Origin of the sequence: Vitiosangium sp. GDMCC 1.1324 (genome assembly GCF_003044305.1) — a bacterium.
Lineage (GTDB): Bacteria > Myxococcota > Myxococcia > Myxococcales > Myxococcaceae > Archangium.
Genome location: NZ_PZOX01000003.1, coordinates 239,217 through 259,312 on the forward strand (window position 1 = coordinate 239,217; position 20,096 = coordinate 259,312).

At 68.9% G+C, this 20,096-nt stretch carries 19 protein-coding genes; 2 read left to right on the forward strand and 17 right to left on the reverse strand.

Annotated elements, in window-relative coordinates; all coding sequences use genetic code 11:
- Positions 1-6: 6 nt before the first annotated feature.
- The gene (locus DAT35_RS09525) at positions 7-1,776 is read left to right on the forward strand and encodes an alpha/beta hydrolase (protein WP_108066626.1); all 1,770 of its coding nucleotides are present in this window, start codon (positions 7-9) and stop codon (positions 1,774-1,776) included.
- A 186-nt stretch (positions 1,777-1,962) separates the two neighbouring features.
- On the opposite strand, the gene DAT35_RS09530 is transcribed toward DAT35_RS09525, so the two are convergent.
- From DAT35_RS09530 to DAT35_RS09605, 15 genes are all read right to left on the reverse strand, one after another.
- The gene (locus DAT35_RS09530) at positions 1,963-2,193 is read right to left on the reverse strand and encodes a RebB family R body protein (RefSeq protein ID WP_108066627.1); all 231 of its coding nucleotides are present in this window, start codon (positions 2,191-2,193) and stop codon (positions 1,963-1,965) included.
- Positions 2,194-2,210: 17 nt separating this feature from the next.
- Positions 2,211-2,558, reverse strand: a complete 348-nt coding sequence (locus DAT35_RS09535) for a hypothetical protein (protein WP_108066628.1) — start codon at positions 2,556-2,558, stop codon at positions 2,211-2,213.
- Positions 2,559-2,599: 41 nt separating this feature from the next.
- Positions 2,600-3,115 (reverse strand): RebB family R body protein, encoded by a 516-nt coding sequence (locus tag DAT35_RS59845; protein WP_199242854.1) that lies wholly within the window; start codon positions 3,113-3,115, stop codon positions 2,600-2,602.
- A 158-nt stretch (positions 3,116-3,273) separates the two neighbouring features.
- Entirely contained in the window at positions 3,274-3,606 is a 333-nt protein-coding gene (locus DAT35_RS09550) for a RebB family R body protein (RefSeq protein WP_108066629.1), read from the reverse strand.
- 108 nt (positions 3,607-3,714) lie between these two features.
- Positions 3,715-4,035, reverse strand: a complete 321-nt coding sequence (locus tag DAT35_RS09555; protein ID WP_108066630.1) for a RebB family R body protein — start codon at positions 4,033-4,035, stop codon at positions 3,715-3,717.
- 160 nt (positions 4,036-4,195) lie between these two features.
- Positions 4,196-4,516 carry a RebB family R body protein gene (locus DAT35_RS09560; RefSeq protein WP_108066631.1) on the reverse strand — a complete coding sequence of 107 codons (321 nt, stop codon included), beginning with the start codon at positions 4,514-4,516 and terminating at the stop codon, positions 4,196-4,198.
- Between the two features lie 114 nt (positions 4,517-4,630).
- Positions 4,631-5,005: a hypothetical protein gene (locus DAT35_RS09565; protein WP_158501630.1), complete on the reverse strand. Its 375-nt coding sequence runs from the start codon at positions 5,003-5,005 to the stop codon at positions 4,631-4,633.
- A 90-nt stretch (positions 5,006-5,095) separates the two neighbouring features.
- Positions 5,096-5,437, reverse strand: coding sequence for a RebB family R body protein (locus DAT35_RS09570; protein ID WP_108066633.1), 342 nt, complete (start codon positions 5,435-5,437; stop codon positions 5,096-5,098).
- 80 nt (positions 5,438-5,517) lie between these two features.
- A complete protein-coding gene (locus DAT35_RS09575) occupies positions 5,518-5,835 on the reverse strand; it encodes a RebB family R body protein (RefSeq protein WP_108066634.1) in 318 nt (105 codons plus the stop codon).
- 64 nt (positions 5,836-5,899) lie between these two features.
- Positions 5,900-6,871, reverse strand: coding sequence for a hypothetical protein (locus DAT35_RS09580; protein ID WP_146209651.1), 972 nt, complete (start codon positions 6,869-6,871; stop codon positions 5,900-5,902).
- Positions 6,872-6,966: 95 nt separating this feature from the next.
- Positions 6,967-7,644 carry a glycoside hydrolase family 25 protein gene (locus tag DAT35_RS09585; protein WP_108066636.1) on the reverse strand — a complete coding sequence of 226 codons (678 nt, stop codon included), beginning with the start codon at positions 7,642-7,644 and terminating at the stop codon, positions 6,967-6,969.
- A gap of 91 nt (positions 7,645-7,735) precedes the next feature.
- Complete coding sequence (locus tag DAT35_RS09590) at positions 7,736-12,433, reverse strand: CHAT domain-containing protein (RefSeq protein ID WP_108066637.1); 4,698 nt, start codon at positions 12,431-12,433, stop codon at positions 7,736-7,738.
- A 7-nt stretch (positions 12,434-12,440) separates the two neighbouring features.
- On the reverse strand, positions 12,441-14,240 hold the full coding sequence (locus DAT35_RS09595; RefSeq protein WP_108066638.1) for a helix-turn-helix domain-containing protein: 1,800 nt from the start codon (positions 14,238-14,240) through the stop codon (positions 12,441-12,443).
- A 32-nt stretch (positions 14,241-14,272) separates the two neighbouring features.
- Positions 14,273-15,079: a TerB family tellurite resistance protein gene (locus tag DAT35_RS09600; protein WP_108066639.1), complete on the reverse strand. Its 807-nt coding sequence runs from the start codon at positions 15,077-15,079 to the stop codon at positions 14,273-14,275.
- 38 nt (positions 15,080-15,117) lie between these two features.
- The gene (locus tag DAT35_RS09605) at positions 15,118-15,738 is read right to left on the reverse strand and encodes an RNA polymerase sigma factor (protein ID WP_108066640.1); all 621 of its coding nucleotides are present in this window, start codon (positions 15,736-15,738) and stop codon (positions 15,118-15,120) included.
- 530 nt (positions 15,739-16,268) lie between these two features.
- Here DAT35_RS09605 and DAT35_RS09610 point away from each other — a divergent pair.
- Entirely contained in the window at positions 16,269-17,282 is a 1,014-nt protein-coding gene (locus tag DAT35_RS09610; protein ID WP_158501632.1) for a nucleoside hydrolase, read from the forward strand.
- A gap of 88 nt (positions 17,283-17,370) precedes the next feature.
- On the opposite strand, the gene DAT35_RS09615 is transcribed toward DAT35_RS09610, so the two are convergent.
- Both DAT35_RS09615 and DAT35_RS09620 read right to left on the reverse strand, forming a co-directional pair.
- Positions 17,371-18,486: a LacI family DNA-binding transcriptional regulator gene (locus DAT35_RS09615; protein ID WP_233261385.1), complete on the reverse strand. Its 1,116-nt coding sequence runs from the start codon at positions 18,484-18,486 to the stop codon at positions 17,371-17,373.
- A 17-nt stretch (positions 18,487-18,503) separates the two neighbouring features.
- Positions 18,504-19,841, reverse strand: coding sequence for a GH1 family beta-glucosidase (locus DAT35_RS09620; RefSeq protein ID WP_233261386.1), 1,338 nt, complete (start codon positions 19,839-19,841; stop codon positions 18,504-18,506).
- Positions 19,842-20,096: the final 255 nt, after the last annotated feature.

The window sequence follows — 20,096 nt, forward strand, 5'->3', positions numbered from 1 at the left end:
GGCCACATGGAGCCACACGAGGAGTTGGCGGAGAACCTGGGGCGGGCCGTGGCGCTGGGAAGCAAGGCCCTCGCACGCTGGCAGGAGTTGAGTGCCCGCGCTCCCCCAGGCGCCCTGGAGGGTCTTCGCCGCGCCTTCGACGAGGCGCTGCGGAGGCTCGCCGCCGAGCCCGAGCGTCTGGCCACGGCGAACCAAACGCTAGGCGAGCGCCTGGGCCTGCTCTGGGAGGAAGCCCTGCGGCGTCCCCCGGCACAGCCCGGATCGCCCCCTACCCGCCCGGCTCGTGGTGACCGCCGCTACCGGGACCCGGCCTGGGACACCAATCCCTGGCTGGACCTGCTGCGCCGAAGCCACCAGGTGGGCGCCGAATGGTTGCAGCAGGTGGTGGAGCACGCTCCGGGGCTGGAGCCGCACACCGCGCGCCAGGCCCGCTTCTTCGCGCGCCAGCTCGCCGAGGCCCTGGCACCCGCCAACTCTCCCCTGCTCAACCCGGAAGTGCTGCGCGCCACCCTGCACAGCCGCGGCCGCAACCTGGTGCGGGGCATGGAGCGACTGCGGGAGGACGTGGAGCGCGGGCAGGGCATGCTGGTGCCACGGATGGTGGAGCCCCGCGCCTTCGAGCTCGGGCGCGACCTGGCCGCGACTCCTGGAGAGGTCATCTACGAGACGCCCCTCTTCCAGCTCATCCAGTACCGGCCCTCCACCCCCTGCGTGTACCGCCGGCCCCTGGTCATCATCCCCCCGTGGATCAACAAGTACTACGTGCTGGATCTCCGCCCGGAGAACTCCTTCATCCGCTGGGCGGTGGAGCGCGGCTACACCGTCTTCCTCCTCTCGTGGATCAACCCGGACGAGCGCTTCGCCGAGATGGACCTCGAGGACTACCTGCTCCAGGGGCTGGTGCCAGCCCTGGACGCGGTGGAGCGCGCCACCGGCGAGCGTCAGGTGCTGGCCCTGGGCTATTGCAGCGGGGGTACTCTGCTGGCGGCGGCGCTCGCCTGGTGGGCGGCACGGGGCGAGGAGCGCGTCCACTGCGCCACGCTGCTCGCCGCCCAGGTGGACTTCAGCGAGCCCGGGGACCTGGCCGTGTTCATCGATCCGGCGCAGCTTGAGCGCCTGGAGGACGGAATGCGCCAGCGGGGCTACCTGGAGGGCTCCGCGCTGATGGGCACCTTCAACCTGCTGCGCGCCGGCGATCTCGTCTGGTCCTTCGCGGTGGACAGCTACCTGCTGGGCCGCGAGCCACCGCCGCTGGATTTCCTGTATTGGAATTCCGACCCGACCCGGTTGCCCGCTCGAGCCCATGCCACCTACCTGCGCGACCTCTACCTGCGCAACCGCCTGGTGCAACCGGGTGCCCTGTCCTTCGGCGGCGTCCCGCTGGACCTGCGCCGCATCCAGGTCCCCGTCTACCTGCTGGCGGCCCGTGAGGACCACATCGCCCCCGCGCGCTCGGTGTTTCAGGCCACGCGGCATGTGAGCGGGCCGGTGCGCTTCGTGCTGGCCGGCTCGGGCCACGTGGCCGGCATCGTCCACCCGCCCTCGGCCGGCCGTTACGGCTACCGGGCCTGGGAGCAGCAGGGCCGCGCGTCCTCCTTCGAGTCCTGGCTGGAGGAGTCCCGGGAGTATCCGGGCTCCTGGTGGACGGACTGGGACGCCTGGCTGGTGCCGCATGCGGGAGCCCACGCTCCACCGCGTCAACCAGGCCATGGGGAGCTCGCTCCCATCGAGCCCGCCCCCGGCCGCTACGTCCGGGTTCGCGCCATGATGGAGTAATCCCCAGTGCAATGCCTGCCTCGGAGCCGCGGTGCATGCCGTGGGCTCCGAGGCCGTGCCGCTCGCGCATGTGCCTGTGCATGAGGAAGGGACACTCAAAACACACGAAGGCGCATACAGCCGGCCTCCTCGCCGGCTGCACGCGCCTGGTCTCTCCGAGCGGCGTGGGCTTCGGGGCCCCCTCCGCTATTTGGCCGCCGCCAGGATCATCTTCACCGCCACGGTGACGGTGGCCGTGCTGAGCTGCTGCATGGCGTGCTGTTGGTTGGAAGAGTTCTGCATGGACAAGCCCACGGCCTGGGACAGCAGTTGGTAGACAACACCCACCGCCGCGGCCGGGGACTCCGCCAACACCTTGACGTTGGTCTGGGTGATGGCATCCGTGATCTGCGGGTTGACCGTGCTTTCATCTGCCATGGTGGCGGCTCATTTCCTCACTTCGAGGGGAAGCCCTGAAGAATGGTGGTGGCGGTCTGGCCCACGCTCTGGAAGGCCTCGACGGCTCCAGAGAGGGCCTTCTGGGCCATCACGATGGCTTCGGCCGCCTTGTCCGCGTTCTGCCCGGAGAGGATCATCCCCAGCGCCACACCATTGGTGGCGGTGCTGATGGCGGCGATGTTGCGCAGGTACTCGGCTGCATCCTGTATGGCGATCGCGGTGGACTGTGCCACGTGCTGATAGGCGACGCTGGAGCCCGTGGCTCGAGCATCCTTGAGCACGGACTCATTGCTACGCTGAATGGCATCCACGATCTGCGGGTTGACGGTGGTCAGAGCAGGCATGGGTCGGTTGGCTCCTCATCCGGGGGCAGGTCATGCCACGGTTACTTGGTGCCCGCGCTCGGGCTCGAAGGCTGCGAGCTCGGGCTCGACGGCGTGGGGGTCGAGGGTTGGGAGCTCGGGCTCGACGGCTGAGAGCTCGGGCTCGACGGCGTGGAGGTCGAGGGCTGAGAGCTCGGGCTCGACGGTTGCGAGTTCGGGCTCGAGGGCTGGGGACTCGAGCCCGGAGTGGACCCGGCCACGGGAATGGGCACCACCGCGGGGGGGGGAGCGGGCGGGGTGGGTGGAGCGGGCGGGGGCGGAGGCGCTGCGGGTGGAATCGCCTGAAAGCGCGAGCCCGCGAAAAGGATCTGTTGGACGGCGGCGGTCGTGGTGGCCGTGCTGACCTGCTGCATCGACTGCTGATGGCTGGTCGAGTTCTGCATGGCCAGGCCGACCGACTGCGAGAGGAGTTGATACACCACTCCCAGCGCCGTGGACGGGGACTCCGCCAACACCTTGACGGTGGTCTGGGTGACGGCGTCGGTGATCTGGGGGTTGACGACGTTTGGATCTGCCACGTGGGAATCTCCGGCTGCGACGAGCACCTGGGTTCACGAGCGACGTTCAGGCAGGTGGGCCGGATGGCCGGGGCGGGTGCCACCGGTCATCCGGCTCCTGGGGAGGGCCTCGAGTCCCTCCGCCCCTGGTGGCCCGGGGAGCCACCAGGGCCTGGCTGTCAGAACGAGGGCGGCTTGGAGGGGGCGATGGCCGCGTTGAGCGAGGCGAGGGCGGTGGGCAGATCGCTCATGCCCACCTTGGAGGTGGCCACCGCGTCCGCCGCCGTGTCCACCGTGTACAGGAGGCTCACGCCCTGCACCGTGGCCGCCTGCGCCGCCATGTTCAGCTGCTGCTGCGCCGTCACCGCGTTCTGGAAGGACAGGCCGGTGGAATAGGCCATGGCCTGGTAGAGGTGGCCGAGCGACAGCGCCGGCGCATCGCCCAGCACCTTCACGTTGGCCTGGGTAACGGAGTCGGTGATCTGATCATTCACAGCGGTGGGAGTTGCCATGTTTGTCTATCTCCTAGCAAAGGGCCGGCCCTGCCTTCGTGGCCTTGCCGACCATGGGTGAGACGTCTGGGTTGAAGGAAATGTGAATACAACTCAGCGGGGGGAGGCCTACTTGGAAGCCTTCACCGCGGCGCCCAGCGAGGCGAGGGCGGTGGGCAGATCGCTCATGCCCACCTTGGAGGTGGCCACCGCGTCCGCCGCCGTGTCCAGCGAGTACAGCAGGTTCACGCCCTGCACCGCCGCCGCCTGGCCGATGACATTGAGGCGCTGCTGGTTGGTGACGGCGTTCTGGAAGGACAGCCCGGCCGAGTAGGCCATGGTCTGGTAGAGGTGGCTGAGCGCCATCGCCGGCGAGCTGGCCAGGACCTCGACACCGGACTGGGTGACGGAGTCGGTAATCTGATCATTGACTGCGGTCGGTTCTGCCATGTGGAGCCTCATCTTCCGTTGTGGGGGCCTGGAAAAGGCCCATCAGGAAACGCGCGAGGACGTCCGCGTGTGAAGTGCCTCGGAAAAACCTCCGCCCCGTCATGCATCCCCTGACATGACGGGGCGGAGTCCCGAGAGCCCGCGAGGGGCCCGTCTGGGATTAGCGCGAGCCGGCGACGGCCGCGTTGAGCGAGGCGATGGCGGTGGGCAGATCGCTCATGCCCACCTTGGAGGTGGCCACCGCGTCCGCGGCCGTGTCCACCGTGTACAGGAGGCTCACGCCCTGCACCGTGGCCGCCTGCGCGGCGACGTTCAACTGCTGCTGCGCCGTCACCGCGTTCTGGAAGGAGAGGCCCGTGGAGTGCGCCATGGCCTGGTAGATGTGGCCGAGCGACAGCGCCGGCGCATCCCCCAGCACCTTCACGTTGGCCTGGGTGACGGAGTCGGTGATCTGATCATTCACAGCGGTGGGAGTTGCCATTATTCGTTTCTCCTATGGGGTAAGCCCTCCGCCCGGATTGGGTGGAGTCTGGCTTCGCCCCTTAGAAGACGATCTCGCGAGCTGTTCGTGAACGCGCCCGCGCCGGCCGCGCTCCTATTTCTTCTGGGGCGCCGAGCTGCCAGAGGCGTCCTCCGCTGCCGGGGCCTGCGGGGCCTGCGGGGCGGGCAGGGGCGGCTGGAGCCGCTCCAGGAATTGCGTCGACACCCGGCCGATCTGCTGGAAGATCTCCGTGGCCTGCTGCAGGGATTGCTGGGCCTGGGCCATGGCCTGGGCGGACTGCCGGGGCTGCTCGCCCGACAACATCAGCCGCAGCGCCACTCCACTGGCGGCGGTGCTGAGGGTGGCCAACTGGCGCAGATGCTCGCTCGTGTCCTCCACCATCTTCACCGTGGACTGCATGACGTGCTGGTAGGCAGCGGCCATGGCCCGCGCGTCCTCGGGGGAGCGCGCCTGGACGCCAGAACGCATGACCCCGGAGCCCTCCAGTTCGGAGGACTCCGGGGCGGGAGGAACCGGGATGGGACTCTCGTCGGACATGGTCTCCCCTGCGGTGGGGCGCTACGGGCGCCGGGCGGTGCGACGGCCAGACGACCGCGCTCGCCGGGGCGCTCGGGACAAGGAGGGCACCGGACCACCGAGGCCGAGGCTGGCCGCCATGGCCCCATTCTGCGCCGTTCCCAGGGAGAGCAGGTGCCAGGTCTCCAGCACCGCGCCCGTGGAGCCCTGCAGGGTGTTCTGCTGCTGGGCGGCCACCGCGTTCTGGAAGGACAGCCCGAGCGAGTGGGCCAGGGATTGATAGTTCTGGCCCGCGGCGTGGGCGGGTGCACTGCCTGCCACCTCGAGGTTCGCCTGGGTCACGGCGTCCGTGACCTGTGCATTCATTTCGGTTGTATCGGCCATGGGACGTCTCTTTCAGTCCGGGCCATGCCCCGCCGCGGCGCTGGCGTACCGCGGCGGGGCATGCCGCGGGCAGGCGTGGGTTAGCGGGCCTTCAGCGCGGCGCCCAACGAGGCGAGCGCCGTGGGCAGGTCGCTCATGCCCACCTTGGAGGTGGCCACCCCGTCCGTCGCCGTGGCCAGCGTGTACAGCAGGCTCACGCCCTGCACCGTGGCCGCCTGCGCCGCCATGTTCAGCTGCTGCTGGGCCGTCACCGCGTTCTGGAAGGACAGGCCCGTGGAGTGCGCCATCGTCTGGTAGATGTGGCCGAGGGCCAGCGCCGGCGCATCCCCAAGCACCTTCACGTTGGACTGGGTGACGGCATCGGTGATCTGCCCGTTCACAGCGGTTGGAGTCGTCATCTTTGCTTTTCTCCCTGGTTTGGATGGGTTGAGGCCGGGTGCAATGCCTCCCGGCTCGGAGCGGTCAGCCCTTGGAGCTCTCACCGCTCCCCGTAGAGACGTCTGGAGCGGGCGGGCCGTGAATGTCTTTTCCCTCCGGCTCCAATCGCTCCTCCACCTGGGAGATCAGGTCCTGCGCGAGCCGCTCGCTGAAGCCCAGCACGAAGGACACCGCCAGGAAGAAGCAGCTCTCCTCCAGCGTGCCGACCGCCGGAGGCTGGATGATGGGCAGCACCTGCGACCGGAACAGCAGCAGGCCGAAGAGCGCGAAGGCCGCCCCCACCAACGGCTTGCTGAACCCCACCATCACCCGAGACGTCGGCTCGGAGGGATCGGCCTGCTCGAAGTCCCGGATGCGGACGAGGATGCTCGTCGTGCTGCCGAGGATGCCGGCCAGCACCACGGACACCATCAGGTGGAGCTCCAGATGGCCGAAGAGCTTGAAGCCTCCTCCGTGGAGCCGCAGCAGCTCACTGCCCAGCACCAGCAGCATTGAGAGCAGCAGTGCGCCCGTCAGGCCCAGCATGACCTGGAGCGAGGGAGAGTCCGTCCGCAGGATGGCGGACAGGCGCAACGGATGCAGCTGATCCGCCAGTTGGGACTCGAGCCGCTTGCGCAGGCCGCGCACCAGGCGGAGGTTGGGCTTGTCCGCCAGCAGCGCGTGCAGGGCGAGCTGAAGGCACTCGCGCGCGGGAGGCTCCAGGACGGAGGCGCCCTCCACACGCACATGGAGCAGTTGGGCCAGCTCCTGTTGTAGCTCCGCGTCGAGCGGCCGGGTCACGAACTCACGAAGCCGCTCCTCCAGGGAGGGCTCGAGGGAAACGGGCTCGTGGGCGGGAGGCTCGGAAGCGGGGACGGTGGGCTCGGTGCTGGCAGTGGGCTCGGTGCTGGCAACGGGCTCGGTGCTGGCGGCCGGCATCGGCGGCGCGGGAGAGGTGTGGGCAGGCTCGGAGTCCGCTGTCGTCGGGTCGTCTGTCTTCGTCAGGACGTCGCTCATGGGTGGGCTGGGGGCAGAGGGACGTGGCACCACGCCACATCCCAGACAGGACGTGGCGTCGAGCCCCGACGTGAAGCCGCTCCCCGCCGCCCACCTCAAGCGGCCGGAGCGCTCGTGGCCGGCGGCGGAGGGGGGCCACCACGCGAGGAAGGGTAGCCGCGGGCCAGCTCCTTCAGGTCCGACAGCGTGCCGCTGAAGCGGTCCAGGTCCACGTTGCCATTGACGCCAGGGACGTGTCCCGACTGCGAGTACTGCCAGAAGCTCCACCGCGACCACCCCTGCGGCAGGCGCGGCTTGGACACGTCATAGTTGGCCACCCACAGCGGATAGTTCTCGAAGCCCTCGGGGTTGCCGAGCTGCTTCCAGAAGTAGTGCGCGGTGTAGATGACGGGCGGGTGCCCCAGGTGCTCCTCCACCACCTTCAGCCACGTGAGGGCCCGCTCGAGGACGGTGGCGATGGGCTGTCCATCCGTCAGCTCCAGGTCCAGCACGGGCGGCAGATCCCCCGGCCCCAGCGTGCCCACCTTCTGTATCAGCAGCTCCGCCTGTGCCTGCGGATCCTGGCTCGCCCGGAACATCTGGTAGACGCCGCGAAAGAGGCCCAGCCTCCCCATCTCCTTCCAATTGTTGTCGAAATAGGCGTCGTGGACATTCACGCCATCGCTCACCCGCGCGAAGGCGAACTGCTTGCCGGCCGCGCGCACGCGCTGCCAGTTCACCTCCCGCTGCCACTTCGATACGTCGATTCCTTCAATGAAGCCATTGCCGTCCATGCGTGGTGCTCCTTCCAGGAGGGCGGGTTGCGTGGGGCCGCGCCTCCTGGGTGTAGGGACGGCCTCGCCTCCTCCGGCGTGAACGGGGGCGCTACAGGGCCTGTTCGCAGGACTTCAGCGCCTCCGCCACCTCCTCCTCGGAGAGGTCACGCTGCAGCTCCTCGCGCTCCAGACAGAACGGGTGCAACGCATTGAGCCGCTGCTGCAGCTCCTCCACCCCGAGCAACTGGAGAGGCCACACGCGGGCCGTGCCATCCGTGGAGCCCGTCAGCAGCAGCTCCCCCTGGGGACTGAAGGCCATGGCGCTGATCTCATCCGTGTGCCCGGAGGGGAGCAGCTCCGGCTCCTCCGCGTCCAGCGTTCGCCAGAGGAGGACGAGCCCGTGCCGACCGCTCACGGCGAGCTGGCTCCCCTTCAGGTCCCAGGCCACCGCGAAGGGGCTCTTCTCTCCGGGCGGAGACAGCTCCCGGAGGAACATGCCGCCCTCGCGCCAGATTCGCACCGTTCCATCCTTGGAGGCCGTGGCCACCCGCTTCTCATCCGGCGCGAAGGCCAGCGTCCGCACGGAGTCCGTATGCCCCTGGAGCACGCTGGGACGGAGCTCCTCCGGCCCCAGGACCACGTCCCCCCCTTCCGCAAGAGCCATGGCCCGGAGCTGCCCGGCCAGTCCCCGGACCTCCCTGTGAGGTGCCCGAAGGAAGGCAGCTGGAGTCTCGGACAGGGCCCGTAGCGGCAGGGTGTTCCCCCTGTTGCCGAGCTGAAGGAGCCATTCGGGCAGGTTGTCCTCCTCGGGCTCCGAGGAGGGCGACCAGCTCCGGACCTGACCATCCACGCCCCACAGGCGAGTGGCGAGCCTCCCGTCAGCTCCTGAGGACAGCGTGACCACCTCACCTTTCGAACTGAAGCCCACCCGCCATACCCGGCTGCCCTCCTCCTTCTTCAACTCCCGGACGGGCTGTGAGGGCTCCACCGGCCACACCCGCACCCGACCATCCTCGGAGAGCGTGGCCACCTGCTTCGCATCCGGCGCGAAGGCGACCTCCTCGATGGGGGAGTTGTCTCCTTCGAGCAGGAGCGGCAGGTGCTCGAGCTCCACCCGCCACACGAGCACCGTGCCATCTCGCGAGGCGCTCGCCAGCTCGCCCCTCACGTTGAAGGCGACGGCCTCCACCCCCAGCTCGTGCCCCCGGAGGATGGCGAGCCGCCGTCCGGAGCGAGTGTGCCAGAGATGGACCGTGCCGTCCTCGAGCCCGACGGCGAGCTGCTCCCCCTTCGGAGAGAACGCCACGGCCTTGATGGGACTGGAGTGCTTCAACACCCTGTAGGTGCCCTTGACGTCCCACACCCGCACGGTGCCGTCCCCGGCGATGGTCGCCACCTGACTCTCGTCCGGATGGATCGCGACCCGATACACCGGGCTGTCTCCACACGGACGGGAGGCGGACCCGCAGAGCAAACGCCCCGAGTCCTGCCCCACGGACTGGAGCCAGACCTCCCTTCCGGTGGTGGCCACCACGCTCCGGAGCACCTGGCGCTCCGGGTCCTCGCTCAGGGCCACATGCCGCCAGCCCTCATTCCGGAGCTCACCGCGTTGGGCAGTGCCGTCCTTCAAGGACATCAGCCGCAGCTTCGGCGTCACGAGCCGCCCCAGGGCGTAATGGCCTTGCGCCGAGAGAGCCACCACCTCGAGCGAAGCGCCCACGCCGGACGTCTCCTCCGCGTTCGTCTCCCGGTTCCAACGCCGCAGCCGAGCCCCTCCCAGGGCGAATACCTGTTTCCCATCCCCGCTGAACCCCACCTGGCGGATCTCCCTGCCCAGCGTGCTGGCCACCACTCGAGGTGCGTCCTGGCTCCCACGCGACCAGCGCAGGACCAAGCCTCGTGCCGTACCGATCACCAACTCCGTGGCCGCCTCATCGAAGGCCACGGCGGTGAACTGTTCATGGGGATAATGAAGACGGCCCGAGCTCACCGGCTGCTGGAGGACGGCGCGGGCCGCCATGGACCAGCGGGGAGAGCGAAGCACCTGAGGTGTCCGCACGCTGCGCAGCAACAGCAACGCCCGGGCGGGTGCCTCGTCGAGCAGGGTCAAGGCGGCCTCCAGACGGGCTCGATCCTGGGCTCGCCTGGCCAGGTCCTGCTGATGCTCCGCTTCCACGCGTTGGGTGGAAGCCACCTGGGCCAGTGCCGCCATCACCCCCGCGACGAGCAGGGCCCCGGCCACCAGGCTCGCCAGCCCCCACCGCACCCGGCGACGACGCCGCTGCTCGCGCTCCGAGCTCGCGGTGATGAGTCCGTTGACCTCCGGCGTCATCTCCTCTTCGTGCCGCGCCTGGAACCGCCGCGCCTCGTGGAGCTGATCCCCGGTGAGCAGGTGGCTGGCTCCCCCGTCCCGGCGCTCGCGGTGCCGCGCCCATTCGCGGGCCCTGTCCTGCAACCTGCACAGCTCCCCCTGGAGCGCCGAGGCCTCGTGCACCCACCGCCGTAGCAGCTCCCAGCGGCGGATGAGCGCCTCGTGGGCCACCTGCACCCAGACCTCTCCCACCGCGGCCTCGGGGTCTTGCTGCCAGGTGAGCAGCCGCGCGGAGAGGAAGCACTCCAGGACCCGGTCGAAGGCGGCCTGGCGCTCGCCGGCCTCGGAGGGCCTCAGCTCGCCGGGCCTGGCGCGCCGCCGGGTGTAGGGGCGGGCCTCGTCCCGGAACTCCACCAGGGCCACGAGCAGCCTGCGCGCCGCGTGCTTCTCCGCGTCCCCCAGCTCCTGATAGAGCCGCTCCGCTCGCCAGGCCAGCGCGCCCGCCACTCCGCCCAGGTCGGCATAGGCGCGCAAGGTGAGCCGGCGGCCCTCGCGCCGTTCCCACAGCAGATCCAACGTATAGGCCAGCAGCGGCAGCGGGTCCGGCTCGTGCTCCACCTCCCGCAGCAGCACCTCCGCCAGGCCGTCCTCCAACACCAGGCCCACCTGCCGCGCCGGGCCCTGGATGATCTCCAGGAGCTGCCCGGCCTCGGGCGGAGGGAGGAGGAGCTGGTGTTCCTCCGACCTGGCAATTCCATCCAGGCGCGGCCCCGGCTCCTCCAGCGGCAGCTCGACACAACGCTCCAGATACTCCGCACGCAGGAGCACCAGCACCACCACCGCCGCTTCCTCCAGGCGGGAGAGCTTCCACAAGGCGCGCACGAACACCTGCCGCTCAGCGGCCTGGGGAAGCTGGGTGAAGACCTCCTCGAGCGACTCCACCACCAGCAGCAGTGAGCTCCAGGGTTGCTGGCGCTGACGTATCGCCTCGACGAGCACCGCCTCGGGCTCGGCCTGGGGTGAGAGGCCCTCGGCGGCGGGAGGCAGGCGCAGAGCCCGCGCCAGCACGGCCAGCGCGGGGGAGGGCCACCCAGACTCCTGTCCGCCACTCGTGGCATCCCGGGCGACGCTCTCGCCCGGCCTCACCCGGGCCACTTCCCAGGACCCCGGAGGCAGGGAGGGCAGCAGACCCGCCCTCACCACCGTGCTCTTGCCACTGCCGGCGACCCCCACCAGGAGCTGGAACCGTGGGCGCTCTCCCCTGCCCGCCTCGAGCACGCGCTGGAGGAGCTGCCGGGCCAGCTCGCGGGGGCCGAAGAAGAAGCGGCCGTGCTCCGGCTCCAGGGGCAGCAGGCCACGGTAGGGCCGGAAGACCAGGGGGCGCGTGTCGAAGCCTTCCCTGGCGTAGGCGTAGAGCTGCAGCGAGGCCCAGTCCAACCCCTCCGTGCCGCGCGCCAGCCGAGCCCGCGCCTCGGCGAGTGACTCTTCCAGGGAACCGGGCTGACCCAGCATCCGCTCGTAGAGCGCCCGCGTGAGCAGCACCGAGCCCGCCACGGACAGGGGCAGGCGCGAGGCCACCACGGCCTCGAGGCCGATGCGGTGCAGCGCCAGGGCGACGCTGCCCAGGGAGTTGCCCAGCCCCCCTGCCCCACCACTCTGGCAGGCACACAGCACCACCAGCCGCAGCGAGCCGGCATGCCCTTCCAGCACCTGACGCAGCTCCCCACCATCCACGAGTTGCTCGCCGCCTCCCTGTGGGGACTCGTTCCACAGCAGCCCGGACGTCTCCCCCTGGGCCGAGCCGTGGCACAACAGGTGGAGCACGGCCACGGGCTCTCCAGGAGCGGCCAGCGCCTGCGCCAGGCCGGCGAGCGAGACATGGGGCAGCACATCCCGGTCCTCATCGAAGGGCCACCCGGCACGCTCACAGGCACGCCGCAGGGCCTGCAGGTGCAGCCGCGCGGGAACATCTCCACCGGCGGCGGACCAGGCGAAGAGGATGCGCCCGCCCGCAGGCCGTGGATCCTTCGCGGGAGGCCTGCAGGAGGCGCCCAGCCACTCGTAGCGCAGGGTGCAGGCGGGCAGCTCGCTGAGATGCTGCCCCCGGGCGCGCAGCGTGAGCAGTTCCCAGGGGAGCGCATACAGCTCGGCGGCGGCGAAGCGCAGGGTGATGTGGAGGGGGCGCTCCTCCCGCAGGGCCTGGAGGAGCTGGGCCTCCTCGCGATCCCAGCCCATCTGCTCCAGGAAGGTACGCAGCGAGTCCCCCAGCCGCTGCACCACGCTCCGCTCCGGGGGGATGTGCTCCAGCGCGGCCAGGTCCTCGAGCAGGGCGCGGTCCCAGTCGAGCACCGAGCTCCGGTAGCTTCCGTCCTCCAACCGGCGGAGGTACTGCACGGCCCCCCGTTGAAAGGCGAAGGGGGCCGAGGCATTCGCGCCGCGCGTCAGCTCGAGGGTGAGCGTGAAGGGCTCGGCGTGAGGAGCGGAGGCGGGACGCATGGTTCCCCTACCCCGGGTCGGGCAACAGGGCCGCGCGCCCGGCGCGCCGGTACTCCTGCTCCCAGCGATCGAGCTGCTGGAGACTCACACCCAGGTACTGGGCGAACTGGCGCCGCTGGAAGAGCAGCTCCAGCAGATGGTGCTCGATCTCCGAGGCGGCCAGGCTGGACGGCACATTGATGGCGCGCGGAGGCTCGTCGGCGAGAGGGCTCGGCGGAGCGGGAGGCGTGCTCCGGGGAACAGGTGGCGTGCTCCAGGGAACGGGAGGAGGGAGCGGCTCGGGACGGGGCTCCGGGGCCGAGGAGGAGAAAGACGCCACCCGCTCCGGCGAAGCCACTGGCGGAGTCGCGGAGCGCGAGTCCTGCGAGCCCAGGGGCAGCTGCACGGCCGGGTCGCCCAGGAGCATGTAGCCCGCCAGGTCCTGACGCACCATCCACAGGTGGGCACGCCGGGGCAGGTCAATGGGCGTGGGGCGGCTGGCGGAGCGGTTGGCCTCCTCCCGGTCGTAGAGGGTGGTGAGCTCGCCGTTGGCCTGGCTGTAGTCCCGCATCATCCGGTCCAGGGCCACCCCGGCGCGGCGCCTGGAGGCCAGCTGGCGGAGGGGCTCGAGGAAGCGGGAGACCTTGCCCTGGCGGGTGTCGCGGTCCTGGAAGCCATAGGTCCAGGCCAGGTCCACATGGCCGAAGACAGCCAGCGGCCCGCGCGAGTGGGCCAGGGCGGTCTGTGGGAGGGCGGCGACGAAGGGGCGCTCGCCCTGACGGGGCAGCGAGGCGAGCACGGACTGGAGCGAGTCACGGAACTGGCCCGCCTGTTGGAGCTGGTGCAGCCAGGGATGAAAGGCACTGCGTACGGGGGTGCCCGCGCCGAAGCAGGCGAAGAGGAACCAGATACCTCCGTGGAGGAAGGACTTGCCCCCATCCATGTGGACCTTCAGGTCCGCGGCCGTCAGCGGGTCCGCCTCGCCGAGGCTGAGGGCGCCCTGGAGCTCACGCTGCTCCTGGGGGTTGCGCCAGCCGCCGCGCGGGCTGCCCAATCCATGGCTCATGGAGAAGAGCAGGGAGGGATCCGCCACGGCTGCCTCGGCCAACAACGTGTCGAGACAGTCCTGGCCCGGCTCGCCAATCTCCAACACGCCGCTGGAGGGGAAGCGGCCCAGCTCGTGCTGCTCCTGGGTGCTCTGGATGCTGGGCTTCACCAACATCTCGTAGCCCAGGGTGGTGGCATGGGTCCCATCCCGGACGGTGTAGAAGAGGGTGCGGGGTTGGGAGGCGGAGGCGGCCGCGCGCTCGCAGCGCAGCACCTTGTCCACGTAGGAGGCATAGTCCTGCTCCTGGCGGAAGGCCAGCCGGCCCACCAGCCTGTCGCCGTAGAGGGCCTGCTGCAGCTCGAAGGGCACCTGGTCGAAGTCGCCCAGCAGCAGCAGGTAGTGGGGCCACTCGCTCTCCGGCACGCTCTCATCCTCGAGCACGGAGCGCTTCCAGAGGTGGAAGTCCTCCAGCTTGCCCTGGGCGCCGAGCGAGGCGGGCAGCCGGTAGACGCGCGCGGGGGCCTGCTGGTCCTCCTCCCGCTTGCGCTTGAGGGGCTCGAGCAACGCCAGCAGCCGATCTCCCTCACGCCCTTCGGGGACGACGAGCCCCCAGCGCTGGTCGGGCAGGGAGTTGGGATCTCCCCCGACATCCCGCAGGTGGCCCTCCACCTTTTCGGGCGAGGGGGCCTGCTCGGCGGTCTTGGGGGGCAGACCCTGGGCCAGCGCGGGCCGGCGCGTGTCCGCCTGGGCCAACAACAGATTGAGACTCTCGGAAGCCATACACTCCCTCCTCATGTAACGGAAACGCCGGGTCAGACAGCCTCGTCCGTCAAGCCGAAGAGCTCCTGCACGAAGCCGAGCAACAGCTCCTGGGACCAGCCGTGGCCGAGCGCCTCGGAGAAGCGGACCGCCAGCCGCAGGGCCTCGCGTCGCGGGGTGACGGTGGAGGGCACCAGGGCGAGCTCCTCGAGCTGCCGCCGCACCGCCGCCAGCGGGGCCTCCACCTGGCTGCCGAAGGCCAGACGGCGCAGCAACTGCCCGCACAGCTCCCGCATCTGCTGGGGATCCTCCTGGGCCTCATGCAGCGCGTTGACCTCCGCCGACGAAAGGCTGGCATCCAGCCCCACCGACAGCAGCACCAACTCCAGTACCCGTGCACCCAGGCGGGTGGAAGGCTCCGCCGCCACCTCGGTAGGCGAGACTCCCTCCGCCAGCCCCGAGACCATGGCCCTGGCCTGCGGGGGAGGCACGTCCAACCCCTGCTGGAGCCTGGACAGCAGCTGGGCATCGGGGCCCTGGGACCCGACATTCTCGAAGACCACCTTCGCCGCCAGACCGAAGGCCAGCAGCCGGTTGTGCGCGTCCGGCAGCCGCCGGCGCAGCGAGACGAAGAGGGCCTCGTCCCCCATCGAGGCCAACGCCTCGACGCCCCGCTCGAGCCGATCCACGAGGAACTCCGGCCGCTCGCCCTGGAGCTCCGGGCACTCGAGCGCGTGGCGCAGCACGGTGCGCATCTCGGCTTCAGCCACGCGCCCATCCACCTGGGCGGCGAGCAACATCGCTTCGACCAGTGCAGCGTTGCGCTCCTGGCGGACCTTCAAGACCTGCGTGCGGATCATGCCTCCAAGACGCCGCCACCCGGAGGGTTGTGAATCACTCACCCGGAGTAGCGCATGTCCGCCATCGACACGCGGAGGATGCCGTAGGCGAGCTGGATGCGCTTGCGGACGTTGCAGTTGGTCAGCCGCAGGTGCGTGGCGATGTCGGCATAGGACATGCCCCGAAGGAAGCGCATCTCGAAGGGGGTGCGCAGGTTGAGCGGCAGCGCGTAGATGCGCGCTCGGATCTCCAGGGCCCGCTCGCGCTCGATCAACAACTCATCCGGAGGAACCTCCTCCGGGACGGGAGTGGGCAGGGACTCGGTCTCTGGCACCTCCGAGGGCTCCACGAAGCGTCGGCGCTCCCGGTGGAAGTCCATACAGACGTTGTGAAGAATTCGGCTCAGCCAGGCCTTCTCATTGACGAGTATCCCCGCCTGCTCCGAGAAGCCCTGGAAGGCACGCAGCATGGCGGTGTTCAGCGCATCCTCCGCATCAGCAGCATTGCCAGCCATCAGCCGGAGACACTGATGGTGCAGATGTTCGCGGTGACCCTGCCAGAGAGGCCAGAACAATGAAGAATGGGTAGAGGAGTTCACGATGTCCGTGCCAGGAAATTGCGACAGGAGGACGGGAAAACCCCTCAGGTTGTGAATACGTTCTTTTCCAGCCGACCCCATTCACAACCCGACGGGCTTGCGCGTCTTCGGTGAAAAAAGGCCCAGGCATGACAGACCCAGGCCGGAGCGGGACTCCAGCCATCCACCGCGAGCGCACCCGCGCGGCGAAGCCATTCAAGGCCCGTCGCGTCAGGGCCACGGTCGATCAATGCCAGTCATTGCGAAACGGCGCCCAGACGCTCCGATGTCCACTGGCGCGAGGTGCGCTTCATGGAGGGGGTCAGCGAAAGCATTTGCGCGCGGGCGGCCGGTCAGCCGGAAGACCCTCTCCGTCTTCCGCTCCGCCTCTCGGCACACATGAAGGCTGTCCAAAGCTTAGATACTGAACTCATCCAGGATCCGCTCATGTCACGTGGAGACTGAAATCGGTATGACACGGAAGCCGTGCACTCCGTTCATACCTGGACCTTGCCGAGAGGGCGTGGCGCCTGTGGAGAGTGATGCGTCACTTTCTGCTGCGCCCCCTGACGCGCGCTGCCATCCATCCCCCATCGGTCACACCCCATGAGCCCCTGGCGTCTCCAGGAGATATGGCCCACAGAATCTTGATCGACACCGCCCCAGGGGTGGACGACGCCATCGCGCTGCTGCTCGCACTGAGCAGCAAGGACCTCGACGTGGTCGGCATCACGACGACCTTCGGCAACATCGACACGAAGCGGGCAACGAGGAACGTGCTCTCGCTGCTCGAGCTCTGCGGACGAAGCGATCTTCCTGTGGCGGTGGGAGCGCCCCGAGCGCTGAGCGGCACGCGCCCGCGCTATGCCCGGCATGTCCACGGCAGGAACGGGCTGGGTGGATTCGCCTTTCCGCAGCCACACGCGAAGCCACTGCCCCTCTCAGCGGCGGAGTTCATCGTGCGCATGGTGATGGCGGCCCCCGGGGAGCTCACACTCGTCACCTTCGGCCCGCTGACCAACCTCTCACTCGCCCTGGAGTTGGAGCCCCGGCTGGGCGAGAAGGTGGCCGCCGTGGTGACCCTGGGCGGAGCGCTCGAGGTCCCCGGCAACGTCACCGCCAGTGCGGAGACCCACCTCTTCAACGACCCGCCCGCCGCGGCGCGCGTCCTGGCGGCGGGCTGGCCACTCACGCTGGTGGGCCTCGACGTCACCAGCCAGGTGGTGATGACCCCCGCATACCTCCAGTCACTTCGGCACTCAGGACAGCTGACCGGAGAGCTCATCTGGAACATCTCCCGGTTCTCCGAGGCCTTCCACTACCAGCACCACGGCCTTGCGGGGCTCTACAGCCATGCGCCGACGGCGCTGGCCTACGTGCTCGCGCCGGAGCTCTTCACCCTCGAGGAGTCCGAGGTGCACGTGAGAACGCAGGGGCCCGAGCGGGGACGGACGACACGGCAACCCATCCCCCCGGGGCTCCTGCGCCGCACCTATCGGAGGATTCCCCAGGTGTGCATCGACGTCGACGCGGAGAGGGTCCTGGAGCTCGTGCGTGACCAACTGCGCCCACCCGCGGCCTCCCCTCCTGTGAGCCTTCCAGGTCAGAGAAGAGAGCCGTGGGTGATGACGATGTCGTCGATGTAGCCCCGGTGGTCTCCGATGCTGGAGGGCCGGTCGCAATCCACTCGTAGGACGAGAAGTCCGTGTTGGACTTCAATCCCAGACAATTCAACTAAGACTGCGGCGGAATCCGGGTCGGATCGAACTCGTCATGCGTGCGGAACATCCGCACATCGTCGATCCGCACATAGGGCAGAACCGTCTGCAGTTTCTCCGCGGGCACGCCGTTCAAGAGCGCGGACAGATGGCTGGCCAGGACGGTGCCAACGCGCCGCTGCGGTTGGTAGTAATAGGTGACGCGCTGATCCGAGAGCGTGAGGAATGGCATACCGCCAAAGCCGACGACGCCCACGCCATCCCTCACGGTGTCAATCCCGCTGCCGATCAACCCTTCGAGCGTGCCCAGGATGGACATCTGGTTTGCACAGACGAATGCGGAGATCGAGCGATCGCGCTGCAGGAACTGCTTCGTCACCTCGCGGGCGGACCGGACCGAGAGGTCGCCCAGGTACGTCAGGGACTCGTCCCAGGGAATCCCCGCTTCGGCCAGCGCCCGCTGATAGCCACGCAGCCGCAGGCCCACATACGTGAACCCTCCGGACGGATTGAGCAGCGCGATCCTCCGGTGCCCGCCGCGAGCCAGGTGCATGACCGCGTCGAAGATCGCGCTCTCGTCGTCGTGGTCGACGAAGGCGTGCGGCGTCTGCAGCTCGGTCCGCCCGAAACACACGAACGGGAAGTCCTTCTCCAGGCAGAACCGGGCCCGTTCATCCATGGGCGTGGTGCGGGAGAAGATGACGGCGTCGGCGAGCTGTTGATCGTAGACCTTGCGGATCGGGTCCAGCGGCGTCTGCTGGGCCGTCTGCGCCAGGACGATCAGGTTGTAGCCCGAGGGCTCGAGGCCATTCGACAGACTCTCGACCTGCGCCAGGAAGCCCGAGTCACCGTACTCGCCGACCTCGGGCGCGAAGAGGATGGAGCAGACCTTGAGCGTCCGGCCGGTGCGAAGGTGGATGCCGCCAATATTCGGCACGTAGCCGAACCTGGCGGCAGCCTCCTTCACCCGCTTGGTCGTCTCTGGCCTGACCTCCGGGCCGTCCTTCAGCGCCCGGGAAACAGTGCTGATCGACAGCCCCAGATGCTCCGCGAGCATCTTGAGGTTGGCCCGAGCCCCAGCCGTCCGCCCAACCCCATCGCTCTCCTGGCGCTTACGTCGATTGGCACTCACGTCATTCGGACCCGGGTTCAGAAACCTGGCAAAGCGTTTGTGGCGATCACCTTCCGCATGAAGTCGTAGGACGCCTTGGGCGTCCGCTTCTGCGTCCGGTAATCCACGTGCACGAGGCCGAAGCGCTTGGCATAGCCCAGGGCCCATTCGAAGTTGTCGAGCAGCGACCAGGGCATGAAGCCACGGACGTCCGCCCCCTCCGAAACGGCCCGCAGCAATCCGGCCAGGTACTCACGGTAATAGGCGATACGGTCCTGATCGTCAACCCGGCCGTCGGGCCCGGGCAGGTCGATGAAGGCCCCCCCGTTCTCGGTCACGTAGACCGGCGGGTTGCCGCAGCGGTTCTTGACGAACAGGAGGGCCTCCTGGAAGGCCTGCCCGTCGATGGCCCAGTTCATCTCGGTCCGGCGGAAGTAGAGCGGCGGGTCTGCATGCTCGAAGGGCCAGGAGCCCTTCTGCGATGCCTGGATGTAGCTCGGGAAGTAGTGGTTGACGCCGAGGAAATCGATCGGCCGGTGGATCTCCGCGAGGTCTCCGCCGCGCACGTGCTCGGCGAACCGCTCAGCGACCGAGTCCGGGTAGCGCCCGTGGTAGATCGGATCGAGGAAGACGCCATTCCACTTGTCCTCGAAGAGCGCCACCAGGTGGCCATCGCGCTCCTTGAATTGCGGCAGCGGCCTGCCCTTGTGGACCGGAATCACGGTGCCGACGCCAGCGCGGGGAGTCAGGCTTCGTAGCACTGAGACGGCTCGTCCATGCGCCAGGTTGAGATGGTGCGCGGCACGGATGGCGGCGCGGGGATCGCTCACCCCTGGCGCATGGCGCCCCTCCTCATAACCGGCCCAGGCCGACACGCTCGGCTCGTTGAAGGTCACCCAGTTCTCGACGCGATCGCCGATCCGCCGGGCCACGACGGCCGTGTACTCCGCGAACCAGTTGGCGATGTCTCGATTGGCCCAGCCACCGCGGTCCTGAAGCGCCTGCGGCAGGTCCCAGTGATAGAGGCACGGCCAGGCGCGCATGCCACGCTCGAGCACCCCGTCGACGACGCGGTCGTAGAAATCGAGCCCCTTGGCGTTGACCGCACCACCGCCCTCCGGAAGAACTCGCGGCCACATGATGGACAGGCGGTAGACCTTCGCACCCAGGTCGCGCAGCAGGTCGAGGTCCTCGGGGTAGCGGTGATAGTGGTCGCAGGCCACCTCGCCGGTGTCCCCGTTGGCAACCCTGCCAGGCGTTGCGCAATAGGTGTCCCAGATACTCCGTCCCCGCCCGTCGTCCGGGGCCCCGCCTTCTATCTGGTAGCTGGACGTAGACACGCCCCACAAAAAGCCTTCAGGGAAACGCATTGTCATCTCGGTCTCTCCTCCATGATTGATATTGCCGCACTGCGTCGCCGCGGATCCTCCATGCCGCACCGCGTCGCCGCCTGTCTTTTTTGCCGCACCGCGTCGCTGTCTCTCTCGAAAAATCGAAACGTTGTCATCGTCTTTTTTCGGTTGAATCCCCCGGAGAAGATTCTCTCTGAACGGCATTGACTTGCCGGTCGTGTCTGTGGGAATCAGGAATCGTAACGTTACGATTTTTAGATCGTATACCAAGGGGAGGAT